At 74.0% G+C, this 17,979-nt stretch carries 2 protein-coding genes; both read right to left on the bottom strand.

Annotation, left to right across the window (positions count from 1 at the left end; genetic code table 11):
• Positions 1-67: 67 nt before the first annotated feature.
• Positions 68-1,312: a crotonyl-CoA carboxylase/reductase gene (ccrA, locus tag ACFC0G_RS17330; RefSeq protein ID WP_187621330.1), complete on the bottom strand. Its 1,245-nt coding sequence runs from the start codon at positions 1,310-1,312 to the stop codon at positions 68-70.
• The gene (locus ACFC0G_RS17335; protein ID WP_376403940.1) at positions 1,312-17,976 is read right to left on the bottom strand and encodes a non-ribosomal peptide synthase/polyketide synthase; all 16,665 of its coding nucleotides are present in this window, start codon (positions 17,974-17,976) and stop codon (positions 1,312-1,314) included. The genes ccrA and ACFC0G_RS17335 overlap by 1 nt, the downstream gene beginning before the upstream one ends.
• Between the last annotated feature and the right edge of the window lie 3 nt (positions 17,977-17,979).

Below are 17,979 nucleotides of genomic sequence, written 5' to 3' on the forward strand. Positions count from 1 at the left end.
ATTCTTGTTTCCGTCGCCGTTCTTTCTAACCAACAGGAGAGAGATCGGCAACCTTTTCGAAAAGATTTCAGCGCATATCCGTGAGGCCCGGTTCGGGCGCGTTCACGAGGACCGCCACATTGCCGGGCGGCTGCTTGTTCTCGTAGACCATCTGGTGCGCCCGGCCGATCTCGGCGAACGGCAGGGCGAGGCTGAGGCAGGGGTCGATGTGGCCGGCCGCGACGAGCTCGATGATCGCCGCGGTCTGGCGTACGTTCGCGGCGTGCGAGCCCTGGAGCCGCTTCTGGAACATCCAGAGGAACCGCAGGTCGATGTCGCCGTTGTAGCCGCTGGTGCCGGCGCAGGTGACGACCATGCCGGCCCGGTCGCAGACGTAGACCGAGGTCGGCAGGGTGGCCCTGCCGGGGTGCTCGAGGACGATGGCGGGGTCTCTGCGCTCGCCGAGCGCGTCCCAGAAGGCCCGGCCGAAGGAGCGGACCCCGGAGAGCCATTCCCGGTAGGCGACGGTGTCACTCGAATCAGGCAGCCGACCCCAGTGGTCGAAATCATTCCGATTGATGACGCCGTGCGCTCCCAGGCGCTTACAGTAGTCGAATTTATCGTCATCCGAAACCACGGCGACCGGAATTCCGCCGAAGTATTTCACGATCTGTATCGCCATGGATCCGAGGCCGCCTGCGCCGCCCCAGACGAGGACGGGATCGCCCGGCCGGACCGTGTGCGGGTGCCATCCCATGAGCATGCGGTACGAGGTGGAGCCGCCGCCGAGGAAGCAGCCGGCCTCCTCCCAGGTGAGGTGCGGGGGCTTCTTGTGGCACTGGTACTCGTCGGCCACGGTGAACTGCGCGAAGGAGCCGTGGTTCGACTCGTAGCCCCACGCCCGCTGGGAGCGGGAGGCGGTCGGGTCGGTGCCGAGGCGGATGTCGGGGGCCGACTCGTCCCAGGCGACGCCGCCGACGATGACGTGGTCGCCGACCTTGAGCTGCTTGACCCCCTCTCCGACGGCCCAGACCACTCCGGCGCCCTCGGATCCGGCGATGTGGAAGTCGAGCGGATCGCCGGCCCGTTGACGGTCGGCGATGACATCGGCGGGGGTGCCGAGTCCGGCCCAGACGCCGTTGTAGTTGATCCCGGCGGCCATCACCCAGATGAGGACCTGCCCGCGGCCGACCGGCGGCACGTCCACGGTCTCGACCTGGATCGACTGCTCGGGCGGGCCGTACCGCTCGCGCCGGATCACTCCGGCGTGCATGCGACGGGGCACCTCGCCCAGGGGCGGCGTCTCCCCCAGCGCGTACAACTCCTTCTTCATCAGCTGTCCTTCCGTGTGGTGCGGGCGTTCAGATGGGCGGCGAGCGCGCCGCCGACGACGGCCAGCGGCTCGGGCCGCAGCATGTCCTCGTGGCGGCAGTCGACCGGGTGGACGGCGATCGCGCCGCCGACGTACGGGCGCCAGCGGTCCGCCTTCTCGGCGACGGCGTCCGCGGGGACCTGCCCGGAGCCGTGCCGGGAGCCGCTCCCTCCGGCACCGCCGTTCGCGACGAACAGCAGCAGGTCGCCCGTGAACCGGCGCGGGGCGAAGCCTGCGCGCAGCTCGACGCCGGTGCGGTACGCGTCCACGAGGGCGCCGACCCGGTCGGCGAGCAGCGCCGCGAGCGGTCCGCCGCGGGCCCGCAGCAGCGCGGCGCCCGCCTCGGGGGTGAGCTCCTCCTCCCCACGGTCGGGGCCGACGCCGGCCGCGTCGAGGAGGGCGCCGAGGACCTGCGCCGCCGGGGGCACGACGACCGGGTCGCCGGGCCGCGCCGGGTAGGAGTCGAGGACCGCGACGGTCGCGACCTCCTCTCCGGCCTCCTCCAGGAGGACCGCGGCCGCCTGGGCGACCAGGCCGCCGAGCGACCAGCCCACCAGGTGGTAGGGGCCGGACGGCTGGACGGAGCGGATCCGCTCCACGTAGTCGGAGGCGGCCTCCTCCAGGCTCGCCGGGCGGTGGCCGGGCTCGGCGAACGCGCGGGCCTGGAGCCCGTACACCGGGTGGCCGGCCGGCAGGTGCCGCAGCAGGGCCGCGTACCGCCAGCTCAGGCCGCCGGCGGCGTGGAAGCAGAACACCGGCGGAAGGTCACCGCGGGTGCGCAGCGGCAGCAGGACGTCCAGCGCTCCGGCGGCGTCCGCGTCCTCGTCGTCGAGGGCGGCGACGAGTCCGGCGACCGTGGGCGCCAGGAACAGCGCCTGGATGCCGAGTTCGACGCCGAGGACGGCGCGGATCCGGCTGACGAGTCCGGCCGCGAGCAGCGAGTTGCCGCCGAGGGCGAAGAAGTCGTCGTCGATGCCGGCCTCGTCGACGCCGAGGACGTCGGCGAACAGGCCGCACAGCAGCTCCTCGCGGGGGGTGCGCGGGCCGCGTCCGGTGCGCGCGGCGCCGTCGGCGGGGGCGGGGGCGGGCAGCGCCGCCCGGTCCAGCTTGCCGTTCGCGGTGAGCGGCAGCGCGTCGAGCTGGACGACCGCGGCCGGGACGAGGTAGTCCGGCAGCGTCTCGGCGAGCCGGGCGCGCATCTCCGCCGCGCCCGGGGCGGGTTCGCCGGGCACGGGCACCGTATAGGCGACGAGGCGCTTGTCGCCGGGCCGGTCCTCGCGGACCAGGGAGACCGCGTGGGCCACGCCGGGCAGGGCCGCGAGCGCGCCGTCGACCTCGCTGAGCTCGACACGGAAACCGCGCAGCTTCACCTGGTCGTCGGCCCGGCCGACGAACTCCAGGGCGCCGTCCGGGCGGCGGCGTGCCAGGTCGCCGGAGCGGTACATCCGCGTCCCCGGATCTCCGAACGGGTCGGCCACGAACGAACGGGCGGTGAGCGCCGGGTCGTTCTCGTAGCCGCGGGCGAGCCCGGAGCCCGCGAGGTACAGCTCGCCGACGGCCCCGGCGGGGACCGGCTCCAGCTCCGGGGAGAGCACGTAGGCCGCCATCCCGTGCAGCGGGACGCCGATCGGCACGTTGTCCGGTACCGGGTCACCCGCCCGCATGATGTGGTGGGTGGCGAACACGGTGGTCTCGGTGGGCCCGTAGCCGTTGCTGACGACGGTGCCGGGGCAGGCGGCGAGGACCTTGCGGACGGCGTCGGCGGGGACGACGTCACCGCCGGTGCGCACCTCGCGGACTCCGGCGAAGCAGTCCGGCTCCTCCTCGGCCAGCCAGCGGAACAGGCCGGCCGTCAGCCAGAGTCCGGTGACGCGCTCGGCGACCAGGAGCCGGGCCAGGTCCCTCAGATCGGTCTCACCGGGCGGGGCGACGACGACCGTGCCGTGGTTCAGCAGCGGCCCCCACAGCTCCAGCAGGGCCGCGTCCCAGGCGTGCGACGAGTGGAACAGCATCCGCTCCCGCGCGCCCGGGGCCCAGCAGGGCTCTTCGGCGAGCTCGACGACGTCGCGGTGGGTGACCGCCACCCCCTTGGGCACGCCGGTGGAGCCGGAGGTGAACAACACGTACGCCAGCCGGTCCGGTTCGACGGGCGTGCCGGGGTCGGTGGGGTCCTGGCGGGCCGGGCGCGGGTCGGTGTCCACGGCGACGGTCGTGACGCCGTCGTCCGGGGCGCCGGCCCGGTCGGCGGCGCGGGCCGCGTCGGTGAGCAGCACGCGCGCGCCGGCCCGGTCGAGGACGGTCCGCTGCCGCTGCACGGGGTGGGCGGGCGCCAGCGGGACGCAGACCGCGCCCGCCTTGAGGACGGCGAGGAAGGCGACGACCAGCAGCGGCGACCGGTCGAGCAGGATGCCGACCCGGTCCTCCGGGCCGGTGCCCAGCTCGTGCAGCAGCCGGGCGAGCCGGTTGGCCCGCTCGTCCAGTTCCCCCCAGGTGAGCCGCTCGTCTCCGAGGGACACCGCGACGGCGTCCGGGGTGCGGGCGGCGAGGGCGGCGACCCGGCCGTGGATCGTGTCGCCGGGGCCGCCGTGTGCGCCGGCGGCGAGCGGGGTCCGCGTGCCGCCGTCGGCGAGCGCGCGGCGCTCCTCGCGGGACAGCACCGAGACACGCCCCACCGGCTGCTCCGGGTCGGCGGCCACCGACTCCAGGACACGGGTCAGCCGCTCCAGCAGGGTGGGGGCGGTCGTCGCGCCGAGCACCTCGGGCCGGTGGTCGAGACGGAACCGCAGGCCCTGCGAGCGCAGCGACGCGACCAGCAGCAGCGGGTAGTGGGCCGCGTCACGGCCCTGGACCGCGGTGGCGCGCAGCCGGGACGGGGAGCGCTCGGTGTCCTCGGGCAGCGGGTAGTTCTCGTAGACGAGGGCGGTGTCGAACAGCGGCCGGATACCCGCGATCCGGTGCACGTCGGCGAGGCCGAGGTACTGGTGGGTGCGCAGGGCGGTCTGTTCGTCCTGGACGCGGGCCAGGGCGGCGCTCCAGCTTTCGGAGCGGTCGAACCGGACCCGTACCGGCAGGGTGTTGATGAACAGGCCGATCATGTTCTCGGCCCCGGGGAGCTCCGGCGGCCGGCCGGAGACCGTGGTGCCGAACAGGACGTCGTCGCGTCCGAGGTGACGGCCGAGGACGAGCGCCCAGGCCGTCTGGACCACGGTGTTCATGGTGACGCCGGCCCGGGCCGCCTGCGCCTGGAGGGTCGCGGTGAGCTCCGGCGGCAGGTCGTGCACGAGCTGCTCGGGCAGTGCGGGTCCGGCCGGTTCCCGGCCGGGGGCGAGCAGGGTGGGCTCCTCGATCCCGGCGAGGGTGTCGCGCCAGGCCTGTTCGCTCACCGTGCGGTCCTGCGCTGCGAGCCAGTCGACGTACGAGCGGAACGGGGCGGGGGCGGGCAGCGCGGCCGCGTCGCCGCCGTTCTCGTACAGGGTGACCAGTTCGCGCAGGAACAGCGGCATGGACCAGCCGTCGAGCAGGATGTGGTGCTTGGTGATGACCAGCCGGTGCCGTTCGGCGCCGAGGCGGATCAGCAGGAAGCGGACCAGCGGTGGCCGGCTCAGGTCGAACCGGTGGCCGCGGGCGGCCTCGGTGAGCGCCGCGAGTTCGCGCTGCGCGGTGTCGTCGGGCAGTGCGCCGAGGTCGGCCTCGTCCCAGGGCAGGGCCGCGGTGCGCGGCACGACCTGGACGGCCGCTCCGTCCGCGCGGTGGTGGAAGCCCGCCCGCAGGTTGGGGTGCCGGTCGAGGACGGTCTGTCCGGCGGTGCGCAGGGCGGCCGGGTCCAGCGGGCCTTCGAGGTCGAGGACCAGTTGGACGGTGTAGACGTCCGTGCCGCTGTCGTCCGCCTGCTGGGCGTGGAAGAACAGGCCCTCCTGGAGCGGGGTGAGCGCGAAGGCGTCCTCCAGTCCGCCGGGGGCGGCGGCGAAGGCGTCGATCTCGGGCTGGGTCAGCCCGGACGTCGGCAGGTCGCCGGGGGTGAGCCCGTCACCGCGCTCGGACTGGCCGGGGTCGGCGAGGGCGCGCAGGGCGGTGAACCACAGCTCGGCGAGCTCCTCGATCTCGGCGCGGTCGAAGAGTCCGGCGGGCCAGGAGTACGTGACGTGGAGCCGGGGCCCGCCGTCGCCGTCCCTGGTGACCGCGTTGATCTCGACGGAGTGGCCGAACGGCATGCCCGGGTCGGCGGGGAGCAGCGGGATCCGCAGGTCGGACGCGCTGGACCAGCCGGCGGGTCCGGTCTCGCCGAGGGTGTCGCCGCCGCTGCCGACCCGGCCGAGGTAGTTGAAGCCGATCTGCGGGGCTACGGCGCCCGCCAGAGCGAGCGCGGTGTCCGCGTTGAGGTAGCGGAGCAGGCCGTAGCCGAGTCCGTTGTCGGGCAGGGCGCGCAGTTGCTCCTTGATCCGCCCGAGCGCGGCGACGGTCGCGGCGCCGCCGTCCAGCGCCTCGTCCAGGTCGAGCGGGCCCGGGTCGAGCCGGACGGGGAAGCGGCTGGTGAACCAGCCGACCGTGCGGGACAGGTCGAGGGTCTCGTCGAGTTCCTCGCGGCCGTGGCCCTCCATGTCGACGAGGACCGCGTGGGACGCGTCCTGGGTCCAGCGGCGGCGCCAGCGGGCGACCGCGAGGGTCAGGCCGGTGAGCAGCACGTCGTTGATCTGGGTGCGGAACCGGGCCGGAACGTCGGTCAGCAGCGCCGTCGTCAGGTCCGCGGGGAGGGCGGCCGTCAGGTGCTCGGCGGTCTCCCGGGTGTCGACGGCGGGGTCGAGAGGGCGCGCGCCGAGGAGCGGGTCGCGGCCCTGCGTCTGCTGCCGCCACAGCGGGAGTTCGGCTATCCGGGCCGGGTTCTGCGCCTCCATGACGAGGGCCTGCGCCCAGCGGCGGAAGGTCGTGCCGACCGGGGCGGGCCGCGGGTCGCGGCCGTCGCGGGCGGCCTGCCAGGCGGCGGCGAGGTCCGGCAGCAGGATCCGCCACGACACGCCGTCGACGACGAGATGGTGCAGGAGGACGAGGAGGAGGCCCTGCTCGTCCGGGCCGGCGTCGAACCAGACGACCTGGAACAGGACGCCGTTCTCCGGGTCGAGCCGGCGCCGGGCCCCCTCGCCGTGCGCGGAGACCGCGGCGGCGATGTCGCCGGCGACGGCCGCGGCGTCCCGGACGTCGACACGGCTGACGCAGGCACGGGCGTCGACCGTGCCGCGCGGCGCGGTCTCCAGGTTCCACGGCAGGCCGAGTGCGGCACCGGTCAGCCGTGCGCGCAGCACGTCGTGGTGGTCGACGACGGCCTGGACGGCCCGGGTCAGCTCGTCCTGTCCGAGGGCGCCGGGAACCCGGAGCAGCACGGACTGGTTGAGGCCCTGGAACGGGCCGCCGAGCTGGTGCAGCCAGCGGACCACGGGGGTGCCGGGGACGGCGCCGACGCCGTCGTCGGCGACGGGCGCGGCTTCGGCGGCGGCGGGACGGATCGCGGACACCAGCTCCGCGACGGTCTGGTGGCGGAATATGTCCCGCGGTGTGAGGACGAGCCCGGCCTGGCGGGCCCGGCCGGCGACCTGGATGGCGTTGATGCTGTCGCCGCCCAGGGCGAAGAAGTTGTCGTCGGCGCCGACACCGGCCAGGCCGAGGACCTCGCCGACGATCCGGCAGAGCAGAGCCTGCGGGTCGTCGTCGGCGGACGGCTCGGGGGAGCGTTCCGCCGCCGGGGCGGCCAGGGCGGTCCCGGGCTGCTCGGGGGCGGGCAGCGCGGCCTTGTCGGTCTTGCCGTTGACGGTCAGCGGGACCCGGTCGATCTCCATGAGGACGGACGGCAGCAGGTGCGCCGGCAGGGCGGCCCGCAGGTACGTCCGTACCGCTCCGAGGTCGAGTCCTGCACCCACCTCCGCGACGAGGTAGCCCACGAGCTGCCGAACGCCCGGACGGTCCTCCCGGACGGTCGCCACGGCGCGCGCGACGCCCGGAGCGCCCGTCAGGGCGGCCTCCACCTCGCCGAGTTCGATCCGGAAGCCGCGCAGCTTCACCTGGCCGTCGGCCCGGCCGACGAACCGCAGCCGGCCGTCGCGCATCCGGCTGACCACGTCGCCGGTGCGGTACATCCGGCTGCCGGCCGGCCCGAACGGGTCGGCGACGAACCGCTCGGCGCTCAGGCCGGGCCGGCGGAGGTAGCCCCGGGCCACGCCGATCCCGGCGACGTAGAGCTCGCCGGGGACGCCGACCGGGACCGGCCGCAGCCGGTGGTCGAGCACGTGGACGCGGGTGTTGGGCAGCGGGCCGCCGATCGGCGGCACCCCGGCCTCGGGGGCGAGCGGCCCGGCCATGGTGCAGGAGACCGTGGTCTCGGTGGGGCCGTACGCGTTGAACATGCGCCGCCCGGGCGCCCAGGTGGCCACCAGACCGGCCGGGGCGGCCTCGCCGGCCGTCACAAGGGTGCGGACGGTGCGCAGGCTCGCGGGCGAGAGCTGGGCGAGCACCGCGGGCGGCAGCGTCGCGTGGGTCACGCCCTGCTCGCGCAGCAGCGCGGGCAGTTCGGCGACCTGGAGCAGCATGTCGGCCGGGCCGAGCACCAGGCACGCGCCGGCGGACAGCGGGGTGCAGATCTCCGACATCGCGGCGTCGAAGCTGAGCGACGCGAACTGCAGCGCCCTGCTTCCCGGGCCCATCGCGTACGGACCGGTCCGGGCGAGGACGATGTTGGGGATGCCGCCGTGCTCGACGACGACGCCCTTGGGGCGGCCGGTGGAGCCGGAGGTGTAGATCACGTACGCGGGCGTACGGGCCGTCAGCGGGGCGCTCCGGTCGGTGTCGACCGGGTTCCGCGCCTGCTGGGCGGCGAGCGCGGCAACGGTGTCCGGCGCGTCGACGACGATCCGCCCGGCGGCGGCCGCGGACGGCACGCGCTCCTCGGCGTCGGCGCTGGTGACGACCAGGCAGGGCCGGGCGTCCTCGAAGAAGTACGCGATGCGGTCGGCGGGGTATTCGGTGTCGACCGGCAGGTAGGCCGCGCCGGACTTCAGCACGGCGAGCACGGCGACGATCATCTCCGGCGACCGCGGCACCGCGATCGCCACGATCGACTCAGGACCCGCGCCCCGCCCGATCAGCAGATGCGCAAGCCGGTTCGCGCGCTCGTTCAGCTCCGCGTACGTCAGGGTCACGTCGCCCGCGGACAGGGCGGGCGCGTCGGGGGTACGGGCGACCTGTGCCTCGATCAGCTCCGGGACGAGGAGGTCCGGGAGCGGGCGGGCGGTGTCGTTCCAGCCGTGCACCAGCAGCTCGCGCTCGGCGGCGTCGAGGATGTCGAGGTCCTCGATCCGCCGGTCGGCGTCCGCGACCACGGCCTTCAGGACGGTGACGAAGCGCTGCGCCATCGCCTCGACCGTCGCACGGTCGAAGAGGTCCGCCGCGTAGGCCACGGTGCCGTGCAGGCCGGCCGGTCCGTCCTCGTCGGAGCGCTGCTCGGAGAGCCGCACCGACAGGTCGAACTTGGCGCGCCCGGCCCCGTCGCCGGCCGGCTCGCCGACGGCGTCGACGGTCAGTCCGGCGAGGCGCGCGTCGGCCCGCGCGACGTTGTCCAGGGAGAGCATGACCTGGAACAGCGGGTGGTGCGCGGCCGACCGGCGCGGCGCCACCGCGTCCACGACCCGCTCGAACGGCACGTCCTGGTGGGCGTAGGCGGCGAGGTCGGTCTCCCGGACCCGGGCCAGCAGGTCACGGAAGGACGGGTTGCCGGACGTGTCCGTGCGCAGCACCAGCGTGTTGACGAAGAACCCGACGAGGTCGTCGAGCGCCTCGTCGCCGCGCCCCGCGACCGGGGTGCCGAGCGGGACGTCCGTACCCGCGCCGAGGCGGGTCAGCAGGCTCGCCAGCGCCGCCTGGAGGACCATGAAGACCGTGGTCCGGCTGGATCGGGCGAGGTCGAGCAGCCCGGCGTGCAGCTCGCCGTCGAGCGTGAGCGGCACGAGTCCGCCCTCGTGGCCGGCCTCCTCCGGGCGGGGCCGGTCGGTGGGCAACGCCAGTACCTCGGGCAGGCCCGCGAGGGTCCGCGTCCAGTGGGCGAGCCGGCGGGCGATCTCGCTGTCCGGGTCGGCCTCGTCGCCCAGCACCTCACGCTGCCACAGCGCGTAGTCCGCGTACTGGACAGGGAGCGGCGCCCACTGCGGCGCGCCGCCCTCGGCGCGCGCGGTGTACGCGGCGGCCAGGTCCCGGACCAGGGGTCGCATCGAGGAGGCGTCGCCGGCGATGTGGTGCAGCACCAGCACGAGGACGTGGTCCTCCGGGCCCAGCTCCAACAGCTGGGCGCGCAGCGGAAGATCGGTGTCCAGGGCGAAGTCGGTGCGCTGCGAGGCGGCCACGGCCGCCTCGACGTCGGACTCCTCGACCTGGACGACGTGCAGGTACGGGCGGGCCTCGGCCGGGTCGAGCACGACCTGCGCGGGCGTGCCGTCGGACGTCACCGGGAAGACGGTGCGCAGCGACTCGTGGCGGGTCACCACGTCGGCGAGCGCGGTCTCCAGCGCGAGCGCGTCCAGCGGGCCGCGGAGCCGGGTGACCATCGGGATGTTGTACGTGCCGGCCGTCGCACCGAGCCGGCTCAGCGCCCAGAGGCGGCGCTGCGCGTAGGAGAGCGGGATCTCGGCCGGCCGCCGCTGCGGGACGAGCGCGGGCCTGGTCTCCCCTCCTCGCTCCAGGTACGGGGCGAGGGCGGCGGCGGTCGGGGTCTCGAACAGCGCGCGGACGGGAAGCTCGACGCCGAGGACGGTGCGGATCCGGGAGACGAGCCGGGTCGCGAGCAGGGAGTGCCCGCCCAGGTCGAAGAAACTGTCGTCGATGCCGACCCGGGCCAGGCCCAGGATCTCGGCGAACAGGCCGCAGAGGATGTCCTCCTGCGCCGTGCGCGCCTCACGGCGGACGACGCCGGAGGCGGTGGGCGCGGGCAGGGCCTTGCGGTCCGTCTTGCCGTTCGGCGTCAACGGCACCGCGTCGAGGACCACGACCGCCGACGGGACCATGTACTCCGGCAGCGTCTCGGCCGCCGCGCGGCGAACCGCCTCCGCCTCCAGGGCCGTTCCCTCGGCGGGGACGACGTAGCCGACGAGGCGACGGTCGTTCGGGGAGTCCTCACGGACCATGGCCACGGCACGGGCCACGCCCTCCACCTTCGACAGCGCGGACTCGACCTCACCGAGCTCGATGCGGTAGCCCCGCACCTTCACCTGATCGTCGACACGGCCGACGAACTCCAGAACACCCGCGTCCGTCCACCGCACCAGGTCACCCGTCCGGTACATCCGCGCACCAGGCTCACCGAACGGATCCGTGACGAACCGCTCCGAGGTCAGACCCGGACGCCCGAGATAACCACGGGCCACACCCTCGCCGGCGATGTACAACTCACCCGACACACCCGGCGGAACCAGACGCAGACGACCGTCGAGGACGTAGACCTGGGTGTTGGCGATCGGCGCGCCGATCGGCGTACCGCCGTCGCCCGTCAGCAGGGCGCTGGTCGACCAGATCGTCGTCTCCGTCGGCCCGTACATGTTCCACACCGACGCACCCGCCCCGGCCAACACACCCGCGAGACCGGCATCCACCGCCTCACCGCCGACCAGGATCCTCAGACCCTGCGCGGCCTCCGGGTCCGTCTCCGTCAGCGCACGCCACAGACTCGGCGTCGCCTGCATCACCTCAATGCCCTCGGACCGCACCAGAGCGCCCAACCGCACCGGATCACGCACCACATCACGGTCCGCGATCACCACGACCGCGCCGGAGACCAGCGGCAGGAAGACCTCAAGCAGCGAAATGTCGAAGCCGAACGTCGTCACCGCCAGCCACTTCTCCCCCGCCGACAGCCCCACCTGCGAACCCATCGACCACAAGAAGTTCCGCAGCGCACCATGCGGCACGACCACACCCTTCGGCCGACCCGTCGACCCCGACGTGTACAACACATACGCCGCGTCCTGAACCGACACCTCACACGCACCGGCCAGTTCCGCGGCAGGCTCGACGGTGTCGAGGAGCAACAGCGGGACTGCGGTCCCGTCGGGCAGCCGATCCGCGGTGTCACGGGTCGACAGGATCACCGAGGGAGCGGCGTCGGCGAGGATGTACGCGATGCGGTCGGCCGGGAAGTCCAGATCCACCGGCAGAAACGCCCCACCCGCAAGACCCACACCCAGCATCGCCACCACCGCATCCACCGAACGCGGCACCGCCAACGCCACCACCGCACCACGACCCACACCCGCAGCGGTCAGCTCATTGGCCACACCCACCGCACGCGACCACAACTCCCCGTACGACAAACGCACACCACCACACACCACCGCAAGCGCCTCCGGCGCCCGCCCCGCACACTCCGCGAACCACACCGGCACCACACCCACCGGCACCACAGCACCCGTCGCATTCCACCCGCTCACCAACCGATCACGCTCGGCGGCGTCGAGGATGTCGATGTCGCCGACGGAGCGGTCGGGGTCGGCGACGACGGCGCGCAGCAGGCGCTCGAGTCGGCCAACGACGGTGTCGACGGTGTCGCGGTCGAAGAGGTCGGCGGAGTAGTCGACGACGCCTTCGAGGCCGTTCGGGACGCCGTTCGCGGTGTGCCGTTCGCCGAGGCCGAGGGAGAGGTCGAACCGTGCCCAGGCGGACGCGCCGGCCTCGGCGGACACGGTCAGGCCGGGCAGTTCGAGCGCGGCGTCGCGGGAGTTCTGCACGGTCAGCGTCACCTGGAAGAGCGGGTGACGGGTCAGCGAGCGCTGCGGGTTGAGCGCCTCGACGATCCGCTCGAACGGCAGGTCCTGGTTGGCGTACGCGGCGAGGTCGGTGTCCCGGACGCGGGCGAGCAGTTCGCGGAACGACGGGGCGCCGGAGGTGTCGGTGCGCAGGACCAGGGTGTTCAGGAAGAAACCGACGAGGTCGTCGAGGGTGTCGTCGGTGCGGCCGGCGATCGGGGCGCCGATCGGGATGTCGTCGCCCGCGCCGAGCCGGCTGAGGACGGACGCGAGTCCGGCCTGGAGGACCATGAAGAGGCTGGTGCCCGTGGAGCCGGCGAGGGCCAGCAGCCGGCGGTGCAACTGGGCGTCGAAGGCGAAGCGCAGCTTCGCGCCGCGCTGGGCGCCGGTCAGCGGCCGGGGCCGGTCGGTGGGCAGGGCGAGCTCCTCCGGCAGACCGGCGAGCACGTCGGTCCAGTGGGCGAGCTGGCGGGCGATCTCGCTGTCCGGGTCGGCCTCGTCGCCGAGCAGCTCGCGCTGCCACAGCGTGTAGTCGGCGTACTGGACGGGGAGCGGCGTCCACTGCGGGGCGTCACCCTGGAGGCGGGCCGCGTAGGCCGTGGAGAGGTCCGTGGCGAGTGGGGCGAGGGACCAGGCGTCACCGGCGATGTGGTGCAGGACGAGGACGAGGACGTGCTCGTCCGGGCCGGTGGCGAGCAGGGTGGCCCGCAGCGGGACCTCCCGGGTCAGGTCGAAGCCGCGGCCGAGGAGTTCGGCGATCCGGTTCTGCGGGTCGGCGGTATCGGCGGGGCTCTCCTCGGAGGTGTCCAGGACGGTGAGGCCGACGGGCTGCGCCTCGCCGTGGAGGACGGCCTGACGGGGTTCGCCGTCGGTGGCGGGGAAAACCGTCCGCAGGCTCTCGTGGCGCTGTGCCACGTCGGCGAGGGCCGCGTCGAGGGCCGTCCGGTCGAGGTCTCCGGACAGGCGCAGGACCATGGGGATGTTGTAGAGCGGGCTCGTCGGGTCCATCTGGTTGATGAACCACAGGCGGCGCTGGGCGAACGACAGCGGGACGGCGTCGGGCCGCTCGGCCGGGGCGGGGGCCGGGCGGGCCGAGCCGGCGCCGTCGAGGCGCTCGGCGAGACCGGCGACGGTCGGGGCCTCGAAGAGGGCCCGGATGCCGAGCTGGACGCCCAGGACCGAGCGGATACGGCTGAGCAGCCGGGTCGCGAGCAACGAGTGGCCGCCGAGCGCGAAGAAACCGTCGTGGATGCCGACCCGGCCGACGCCGAGAACCTCGGCGAACAGGCCGCACAGGATCGCTTCCTGCGGGGTGCGCGGTTCCCGGCCCCGTACCGCCGTGGTCTGCTGCGGCGCGGGCAGGGCCGCGCGGTCGGTCTTGCCGTTCGGGGTCAGCGGCACCGCGTCGAGGGTGACGACCGCCGAGGGGACCATGTACTCGGGCAGCACGGCGGCGACATGGCGGCGGACCGCCTCGGCGTCCGGGGCCGCGCCCTCGACGGGGACGAGGTAACCGACCAGACGACGGTTGCCGGGGGTGTCCTCGCGCACGGCGGCGACGGCGCGGGCGACGCCGGGGACCGCGGAGAGCGCGGACTCGACCTCGCCGAGCTCGATGCGGTGGCCGCGGACCTTCACCTGGTCGTCGGCGCGGCCGACGAACTCCAGGGCGCCGTCGGGGCGGTGGCGGACCACGTCGCCGGTACGGTACATCCGCGTGCCGGCGGGGCCGAACGGGTCGGCGACGAAGCGCTCGGCGGTGAGCGCGGTGCGGTTCAGATAGCCGCGAGCCACGCCGTCGCCGGCGAGGTACAGCTCGCCGGGGACGCCGGCCGGGACCGGGTTGAGCCGCCGGTCGAGCACGTACGCCTGGGTGTTGCGCAACGGACGGCCGATCGGGACGGCTCCGTCCGGCAGTTCCTCGCCGGGGGCGACGCGGAGCTGGACGGCGCTGACGGTGGTCTCGGTGGGGCCGTAGACGTTGAAGACCGCGCCGTCCTGGTGCCGACGGCGCCAGGGGGCGACGGCGGCCGAGGTGAGGGCCTCGCCGGCGACGAGGAGTTCGGCCTCGGCGTCGGCCGGCTCGACGGAGTCGGTGAGCGGGCCGAGGTGGCTGGGCGTCACCTTCAGCAGGCTGAAGTCCTGCTCGACGGCTCCTTCGAGGAAGTCGGTGAGCCGGATGTGCCCGCCGACGGTGAGCGGAACGTGCAGCGAGGTCACCGTGGTGTCGAAGGAGACCGAGGAGTGCAGCAGCACCGCTCCCGCGACGCCCCGGTAGTCGGCGGCGGCGCCCGCGACGTAGTCGGCGAGGCCCTCGTGACGGACGACGACGCCCTTCGGGGTGCCGGTGGAGCCGGAGGTGTAGATGACGTACGCGGCGTGGTCGGCCAGCAGCGGTCCTGTGCGGTCCGCGTCGGCGGGGTCGTCCGCGCGCTGCCCGGCGAGTTCGGCGACGGTCGCCTGGGCGTCGAGGGCCAGGAGGGGCTTGGAGACGGCCTTGGGCAGGTGCGGCACGACGTCCTGGGCGGTGACGACCAGGGCGGGCACGGCGTCAGCCAGCATGTAGGCGATGCGGTCGGCGGGGTACTCGGTGTCGACCGGCAGGTAGGCCGCGCCGGACTTCAGCACGGCGAGCACGGCGACGATCATCTCCGGCGACCGCGGCACCGCGATCGCCACGATCGACTCCGGACCCGCGCCCCGCCCGATCAGCAGATGCGCAAGCCGGTTCGCACGCTCGTTCAGCTCCGCGTACGTCAGGGTGACGTCGCCGCCGGTCACGGCCGGTGCGTCCGGGGTGCGGGCGGCCTGGGCCTCGATCATCTGCGGCACGAGCAGGTCCGGCAGGGGGCGGGCGGTGTCGTTCCAGCCGTAGAGCAGCAGCTCGCGCTCGGCGGAGCTCAGGATGTCGAGGTCCTCGATCCGCCGGTCGGCGTCCGCGGCCACGGCCTTCAGGACGGTGACGAACCGGTCCGCCATCGCCTCGACCGTCGCGCGGTCGAACAGGTCCGTGGCGAACTCGGCGAGGGCGTCGAGGCCGTCGGGCGCGCCGTCGGCGGTGAGGCGCTCGTTGAGGCCGAAGGACAGGTCGAAGCGGGCCACGCCGCCGCTGCCCGGCTCGGCTCCGACGGTCAGACCCGGCAGCTCCAGGGTGGGGTGCGCGGTGTTCTGCAGGGCCAGCACGATCTGGAACAGGGGGTGGCGGCCGAGGGAGCGGGGCGGGTTCAGGGCCTCGACGAGGCGCTCGAACGGCACGTCCTGGTGGGCGTACGCGGCGAGGTCGGTCTCCCGGACCCGGGCCAGCAGGTCACGGAAGGACGGGTTCCCCGAGGTGTCCGTGCGCAGCACGAGCTCGTTGATGAAGAAGCCGACCAGCTCCTCCACCGCGTCGTCGGTGCGGCCCGCGATGGGGGTGCCGATCGGGATGTCCGTACCCGCGCCGAGGCGGGTCAGCAGGCTCGCCAGCGCCGCCTGGAGGACCATGAACAGACTGGTGCCGGACTCCCGGGCGAGGCTCAGGAGCTGCCGGTGCAGCGCGGCGTCCAGGGCGAAGCGGATCCGCTCGCCCCGGTGCGAGGAGGCGTCGGGGCGCGGGCGGTCGGTGGGCAGGGTCAGCTCGTCGGGCAGGCCGGCCAGGGTCTGCGTCCAGTGGGCGAGCTGGCGGGCGATCTCGCTGTCCGGGTCGGCCTCGTCGCCCAGTACCTCGCGCTGCCAGAGCGCGTAGTCCGCGTACTGGACGGGCAACGGGGACCACTGCGGCGCGGCGCCCTCGCACCGGGCGGTGTAGGCATCGCCCAGGTCGCGGGCGAGCGGCCGCATGGACCAGGCGTCGCCGGCGATGTGGTGCAGCACCAGCACGAGGACGTGCTCGTCCGGACCGACGGTGAGCAGTGCGGCCCGCAGCGGGGTGTGCTCGGCCAGGTCGAAACCGTGCCGGACGGTCGCGGCGACCTGCGCGGCGACCTCGTCCTCCGTGACGTCGGCGGTCCGCAGGATCCGGCCGGTCACGGTCTCGGCGTCGAGCACGACCTGCGTGGGCGTGCCGTCGGGCGCGGGGAAGACGGTGCGCAGCGACTCGTGGCGGGACACCACGTCGGCGAGCGCGGCCTCCAGGGCGGCCGGGTCCAGGGGGCCGCGCAGCCGCAGGCCGAGGGAGATGTTGTAGAGCGGGCTCTCGGTGTCCAGCTGATTGATGAACCACAGCCGACGCTGCGCGTAGGAGAGCGGGATCTCGGCGGGCCGATGCTGCGGCACGAGCGCGGTTCGGGCGGTCGCCGCGCCGCCGCCGTCGAGGCGACGGGCGAGGGCGGCGGCGGTCGGGGTCTCGAACAGCGCGCGGACGGGAAGCTCGACGCCGAGGACGGTGCGGATCCGGGAGACGAGCCGGGTCGCGAGCAGGGAGTGCCCGCCCAGGTCGAAGAAACTGTCGTCGATCCCGACCCGGGACACGCCCAGGATCTCCGCGAACAGGCCGCACAGGATGTCCTCCTGCGCCGTCCGGGCTTCCCGGCGGACCGCACCAGAGGCGGCGGGCGCGGGCAGGGCCTTGCGGTCCGTCTTGCCGTTTGGCGTCAACGGCACCGCGTCGAGGACCACGACCGCCGACGGGACCATGTACTCCGGCAGCGTCTCGGCCGCCGCGCGGCGAACCGCCTCCGCCTCCAGGACCGTTCCCTCGGCGGGGACGACGTAGCCGACGAGGCGACGGTCGTTCGGGCAGTCCTCGCGGACCATGGCGACCGAGCGGGCGACACCGTCCACCGCCGCCAGCGCCGACTCGACCTCGCCCAGCTCGATCCGGTAACCGCGCACCTTCACCTGGTCGTCCACGCGACCGACGAACTCCAGAACACCCGCCTCCGTCCAACGGACCAGATCGCCCGTCCGGTACATCCGCGAACCCGGCTCACCGAAGGGGTCCGTCACGAACCGCTCCGACGTCAGACCCGGACGGCCCAGGTAACCGCGGGCCACGCCCTCGCCGGCGATGTACAACTCACCGGCCACACCCGGCGGAACCAGACCCAGACGGCCGTCGAGAACATAGACCTGCGTGTTGGCGATCGGACCGCCGATCGGCGTACCGCCGTCGCCCGTCAGCAGGGCGCTGGTCGACCAGATCGTCGTCTCCGTCGGCCCGTACATGTTCCACACCGACGCACCGGCCTCCGCCAGCACACCCGCCAACCCGGCGTCCACCGCCTCGCCGCCAACCAGGATGCGCAAGCCCTGCGCGGCCTCCGGGTCCGTCTCCGTCAGCGCACGCCACAGACCGGGCGTCGCCTGCATCACCGCGACCCCCTCGGACCGCACCAGACGACCCAACTGAGCCGGATCACGCACGACATCACGATCCGCGACCACCACGACGGCACCGGACACCAGCGGCAGGAAGACCTCGAGCAACGAGATGTCGAAGCCGAACGTCGTCACCGCCAGCCACTTCTCCCCCGCCGACAGCCCCACCTGCGAACCCATCGACCACAAGAAGTTCCGCAGCGCGCCATGCGGCACGACCACACCCTTCGGCCGACCCGTCGACCCCGACGTGTACAACACATACGCCGCGTCCTGAACCGACACCTCACACGCACCGGCCAGTTCCGCGGCAGGCTCGACGGTGTCGAGGAGCAGCAGCGGGACTGCGGTCCCGTCGGGCAGCCGATCCGCGGTGTCGCGGGTCGACAGGATCACCGAGGGGGCGGCGTCGGAGAGGATGTAGGCGATGCGGTCGGCCGGGAAGTCCAGATCCACCGGCAGGAACGCCCCACCCGCAAGACCCACACCCAGCATCGCCACCACCGCATCCACCGAACGCGGCACCGCCAACGCCACCACCGCACCACGACCCACACC

The organism is Streptomyces sp. NPDC056169 (assembly GCF_042268445.1).
GTDB lineage: Bacteria > Actinomycetota > Actinomycetes > Streptomycetales > Streptomycetaceae > Streptomyces.